The sequence below is a fragment of the Povalibacter sp. genome (assembly GCF_036735925.1).
Classification (GTDB): domain Bacteria; phylum Pseudomonadota; class Gammaproteobacteria; order Steroidobacterales; family Steroidobacteraceae; genus Steroidobacter.
This window is the reverse complement of sequence record NZ_DAINNK010000143.1, coordinates 1-5,166: the sequence shown is the minus strand read 5'-3', so window position 1 is coordinate 5,166 and position 5,166 is coordinate 1. Positions and strand designations below refer to the sequence as shown.

4 protein-coding genes and 3 tRNA genes are annotated in these 5,166 nt (G+C 62.2%); 3 read left to right on the top strand and 4 right to left on the bottom strand.

Going from position 1 to position 5,166, the window contains the following annotated elements:
- Window positions 1-117 precede the first annotated feature (117 nt).
- The 3 genes from V7D81_RS22805 to V7D81_RS22795 form a co-directional block, all read right to left on the bottom strand.
- A tRNA-Thr gene (locus V7D81_RS22805) sits at window positions 118-193 on the bottom strand.
- Window positions 194-290: 97 nt separating this feature from the next.
- A tRNA-Gly gene (locus tag V7D81_RS22800) sits at window positions 291-364 on the bottom strand.
- Window positions 365-368: 4 nt separating this feature from the next.
- Window positions 369-454, bottom strand: a tRNA-Tyr gene (locus V7D81_RS22795).
- 165 nt (window positions 455-619) lie between these two features.
- On the opposite strand from V7D81_RS22795, the gene V7D81_RS22790 reads away from it, so the two are divergent.
- Window positions 620-2,152, top strand: a complete 1,533-nt coding sequence (locus V7D81_RS22790; RefSeq protein WP_324320650.1) for a sensor domain-containing diguanylate cyclase — start codon at window positions 620-622, stop codon at window positions 2,150-2,152.
- A 5-nt stretch (window positions 2,153-2,157) separates the two neighbouring features.
- On the opposite strand, the gene murI is transcribed toward V7D81_RS22790, so the two are convergent.
- Window positions 2,158-2,979, bottom strand: a complete 822-nt coding sequence (gene murI, locus V7D81_RS22785; protein ID WP_324320648.1) for a glutamate racemase — start codon at window positions 2,977-2,979, stop codon at window positions 2,158-2,160.
- 289 nt (window positions 2,980-3,268) lie between these two features.
- On the opposite strand from murI, the gene V7D81_RS22780 reads away from it, so the two are divergent.
- Together V7D81_RS22780 and V7D81_RS22775 are read left to right on the top strand one after the other, a co-directional pair.
- Window positions 3,269-3,547, top strand: a complete 279-nt coding sequence (locus tag V7D81_RS22780) for a PilZ domain-containing protein (protein ID WP_324320646.1) — start codon at window positions 3,269-3,271, stop codon at window positions 3,545-3,547.
- Between the two features lie 119 nt (window positions 3,548-3,666).
- Window positions 3,667-5,166, top strand: a 1,500-nt coding sequence (locus V7D81_RS22775; RefSeq protein WP_324320644.1) for a RecQ family ATP-dependent DNA helicase, incomplete at its 3' end; no start/stop codon positions are given.

Genomic DNA, 5,166 nt, shown 5'->3' with positions numbered 1-5,166 from the left:
CGTGCGTTCAAACTTCTCTTTGGCCACAGCGGCGGTCCTCTAACAACGGTTGACTCTGAAAAACGATCTGTGTCGAAAGCCACTAGCGGCTAGCCGCTAGTCATTCAATCTCTTAACTGGAGCCCACGACCGGGATTGAACCGGTGACCTCGTCCTTACCAAGGACGTGCTCTACCGACTGAGCTACGTGGGCACATCCTTCAAACCGATACCGAACTCGTTCAACTCTTCACTACATCCGAAACTTGCTGCAGGTCACGGCACCTGCAACGACCCGGCAGTAAGTTCAATGGAGCGGGTGATGGGAATCGAACCCACACCATCAGCTTGGAAGGCTGAGGTTCTACCATTGAACTACACCCGCACATTGGTGGAGGGGGTAGGATTCGAACCTACGAAGGCATAAGCCAGCAGATTTACAGTCTGCCCCCGTTGGCCGCTTGGGTACCCCTCCGCAGACGGACATAAAGAGCCCGGTATTCTGTTTGGGGGAGTCCGGAGTGTCAACACCAAGTTGCACCGCAACCTAAGACTTCCCCCGCTCAAGCGGCTCGTCCCGGAGCCGATATAGACGGCGACCCTGCGTAACTTCGCAAACCGCCGCTCATCAAGAACCGCCATGACACCCCAGGACTTCGAAATCAGACTCAAAGCCCAGGTGGACTTCCCGAGTCCGTCGAAAGTGGCGACCGAGATCATCGCGCTGGCGCGCGATCCTGACATCGAGATGGGGCGTGTCGCTACTGCGATCAGCCGCGACCCGGCGATGACAGCAAAAATCCTGCGGATCGCCAACTCGGCGTTCTACTCACAGCGCCGGCCGAGCCAGAATCTTCGGCAGGCGCTCGTCATCATCGGGCTCAACGCCGCTTTGACCCTGGCGCTGAGCTTCTCACTGGTTTCCGCAGTCCGGGCCCTGCGGCCCGTCGGCATCGACTATCCCCGCTTCTGGCGCCGGACGCTGCTGGCCGCGACGGCAGCACGGGCCTTCGCCGAGGCCACCAAGGCCCCCCATGCCGAGGACATTTTCCTCGCGGCACTCCTGCAGGACATCGGCGTGCTCGCCATCGACCGTGCGTCCCGCGATTTCTACAGTCAGCTGCCCCAGCCCGCCAACCATGCGGACTGGATCGCCTACGAAACCGCCAAGCTCGGCAAGGATCATGCGGCATATACCGCCATCCTGCTTCGATCCTGGAATCTGCCCGACCGGATCTGGCAGGCCGTGGCTGCCAGCCATAAGCCCCAGACGCTTCCCGGCGATACCGACGATGGACGGTTCGCGCGCTGCGTGACCCTGGGCAGCGACCTGGCCGAAGCCGTCCTGAGCACCGACCGGCCCGGCAGCCTGCCCGGCCTCGCTCAACGGGTACTGGATCTCGTGGGACTGGGCAACGAAGCCTTCACGGACGTCGTCAGTCGGGTGCTCAGCCTGATCCCGGAAACCGAAGCCCTGTACGAAACCAGCATCCTCGAGGCAGATGACGCCGAGAACCTGCTCGCCGATGCAAGGGAACTGCTGGCCGTCCGCAACCTGCACGCCCTGCAGGAAGTCAGCAATCTGCAGGCCACCACGAGCGTTCTACTGACGCGTACCGAGGAAGCCGAAGATGCAAGTCGACGCGACGCACTGACCGGCGTACTGAACCGCGCCTGGCTCGACCGGCTGCTGGATAGGGAATTCACCCAGGCCGTCGTGTTCGGCCGCGATCTCAGCATCGCGCACGTCGATATCGATCGCCTGAAAGTCGTGAACGACAAGCACGGCACGGAACTCGGCGACAACGTTCTCAAGACCTGCGCCCTGAAGCTGCAATCCTGTGTACGCGGCAGCGACCTGGTCGCGCGTTTCAGCGGCGAGGAATTTCTCGTCGTCCTGCCGGGCGCCGATCGCGACATCGTCAAGCAGGTCGCCCAGCGCATGCTGAACGCCGTCATGGACATGCAGGTGAATGCAGTAGACGGACCAGTGAAAGTCACCGTCTCGATCGGGCTCGCGACCTACAGCACACGCCAGCGCTTCCCGAGCACGCTCGCCCTGCTCGAGGCCGCGGATCACGCCCTCTATGCGGCCAAGCTCTGCGGCAGGAATCGGTTCGAGGCGTTCGAGGATCTTGCGGCAACCAATCGCAACGCCACCGGCAGCCGCTGACCGGCTCAGCGAACCAGATCGACTAGCTCGACCTGCCCTGCCTCGACATCCTCGCCGAGGAATCGGCTGCCGACCCGCGCGAACCGCTGCGGACCGTCCGTTGCCATCAACGAAACCGCAGGCTCGAGCCTGCCGGTCGCACACAGGTCCCTGTTCTGCAGGTCGATCGTGAGTGCTTCTGCCGTGGTAGCCGCGGAATCGACGATCGCGACCGCTGGATCTACCGCCGCCCGCAGTGCATCAAGCAACAACGGAAAGTGCGTGCAGCCGAGCAGCAACGTATCCAGCCGCGGATGCGCGGCGAACATCGGATCGAGATAACGATGCACGATCGCATCGACGATCGGACCGTCCGTCCACCCCTCTTCCGCCAGCGACACGAACAGCGAGCAGGGCTGCGCAACCACGGTGAATTCCGGCCTGATCGCGGCGATTGCTCGCTGATACGCACCGCCCTGCACCGTCCCTTCCGTGGCAATGACGCCGATTTGCCCGCTGCGCGAACTCGCACAACCCGCCGCCGCACCCGGCTCGATGACACCGATGACGGGAATCGGCGCAAACCGCTGACGCAGTGCATCGACGGCAACCGACGACGCCGTGTTGCACGCAACCACCAGGCACTTGATGCCACGATGAACCAGGAATTCGGCGGCCTGGAGGGAATACCTCAGCACCGAATCGCCGCTCTTGGTGCCGTACGGCAGCCGCGCCGTATCGCCCAGATACAGAAACCGTTCATTCGGCAATCGCTCGCGCAACGCGCGCAGCACCGTCAGCCCGCCGACACCCGAGTCGAAAACACCGATGGGCAGCTTCCTGTCCATCCCTGTCTGGAGGGCAGATCGATTCATCGCGGAGCCGAACGTCATTCTTCACCTTGCTTCATGGCCATTGTCCGTACCACCGCCGTGCCTGCGATTCGCTTTCCGACATATTCCTGCGGACGCAACGTAGCCCTTCAGGGCACGACATAACTCCGAACAACGCGCTTCGCATGAGCAATACGTCACGGCATAATGCCTCGGCACCGCAAGTGATCCTGAAGAACGTCGACATGGGCAGCAGCGAAATCAGGCCGGACAACTACAACATCGATACGGCGGGGAACTGATTATGGAGAGGCGCCTCCACACTCGTCATCGCGCACGCACGGCAGTGTACGTTGCGATTCCCGGTCGACCCGGAAAACTTTGCCGCGCTCGCAATCTCAGCGCCAACGGCGTCTTCATCGAAACCGAAAACCTCGGCCTCAAGAAGGGCGCCACCGTTCATCTCGCCTTCGCCATCAATCTCGGCGTCGTCACCAAGATCCATCGTCGCACGGCCATCGTCGCGCATATTTCCAAGGGCGGCACGGGCTTGATGATGGAAAGCCTGACAGGCACGCGCTAGCCGCGCATCGACCGCTGGATGCGCTCGCGCATTTCCAGCGAATTGGCCCATTTACGCGAACACGCGGCAATCGCGAAGATGCGATCATGGCTGCCCGCACACAGCCCTGACCGATTGCCTTGCACACCGACGATCTATTCGCTGCGCTGAAACGCGCCTTCGGTTTCGAGTCGTTCCGACCCGGACAGGAGGCCATCGTGCGCGACGCACTCGCTGGTCGCGACGTGCTCGCGATCATGCCGACCGGCGGCGGCAAATCCCTCTGTTTTCAGTTGCCCGCTATTCTGCAATCCGGCGTCACTCTCGTGGTGTCGCCGCTGATCGCACTGATGCAGGATCAGGTCCGCCAGTTGACCAGCAACGGGATCTCTGCGGCTTACATCAACTCCAGTCTCTCCTACGCCGAGATTTCGGCACGCATCGGTGCGGCGCTGCGCGGCGACTGCAAACTCCTGTATCTCGCCCCCGAACGACTGCTGCAACCGGAGTTTCTGGGCTCGATACTGCCGCGGCTCGCCGAAAACCCCGGCATTGCCGCCTTCGTCATCGACGAGGCGCATTGCGTGTCGGAATGGGGACACGACTTCCGACCCGAATATCGACAACTCGCGCAACTGCGAACGCAGTTTCCCTCCGTACCTGCGCTCGCCTTCACCGCCACCGCGACACCGCGAGTGCGCAATGACATTCTGCAGCAGCTTGCGCTGCGCGATCCTGCGATCCATGTCGCGAGTTTCAACCGGCCCAATCTCTACTACGCTGTTCGCGACAAGGACCGTCGCACGTACACCGAGATTCTCAACCATGCCCGGAACGCGGGCGGTGCCGGCATCGTCTACTGCCTGTCGCGAAAACGCGTCGATGAACTCGCCGGCCGCCTGAGAGATGACGGCATTCGCGCCTTGCCCTACCACGCCGGTCTCGACGCCAACGAGCGCAGCCGCAATCAGGAAGCCTTCATCCGCGACGACACACAAGTCATCGTCGCCACCATCGCCTTCGGCATGGGCATCAACAAACCGGACGTTCGCTGGGTCATCCACCACGACCTGCCGCGCACGCTCGAAAGCTACTACCAGGAATCCGGCCGTGCCGGTCGCGACAGCGATCCCGCGCAGTGCATTCTGTACTTCGGCGCGGGTGATATCCGGACTGCGGACTTCCTGATCGAGCAGAAGATCGACCCGATCACGAACGAACCGCTCGAAGACGAGCAGCGCATCGCGCGGCATCAACTGCGACAGGTACTGAACTATGCCCAGTCCACCGAGTGTCGCCGCGCGATCCAGTTGCAGTACTTCGGCGAGTCGTTCACGCCGCCCTGCGGGGGATGCGACAACTGCACGCAGCCACGCGAGCTGAAAGACTGGACTGTCGAAGCGCAGCAGTACCTATCTTGCATCGCCCGCCTCGCACAGCGTCGGGAGCGATTCGGCGCTGCTTATCTGATTGAGATCCTGCGGGGAGGCGAATCGCAGCGACTCATCGATCGCGGCCATCAGTCGCTGAGCGTCTACGGTATTGGCAAGCAGCGAAGTGTCGATGAATGGCGGCACCTGGCACGGACGCTCGTACATCAAGGCATCGTCGAGGAGACGCAGGATGGATATCCGGTGGCG

Bases quoted from the DNA above. Each gene is read 5' to 3' on its own strand.
- V7D81_RS22790 (WP_324320650.1), top strand. From the start codon at position 620: ATGACACCCCAGGACTTCGAAATCAGACTCAAAGCCCAGGTGGACTTC.
- murI (WP_324320648.1), bottom strand. From the start codon at position 2,979: ATGGACAGGAAGCTGCCCATCGGTGTTTTCGACTCGGGTGTCGGCGGG.
- V7D81_RS22780 (WP_324320646.1), top strand. From the start codon at position 3,269: ATGGAGAGGCGCCTCCACACTCGTCATCGCGCACGCACGGCAGTGTAC.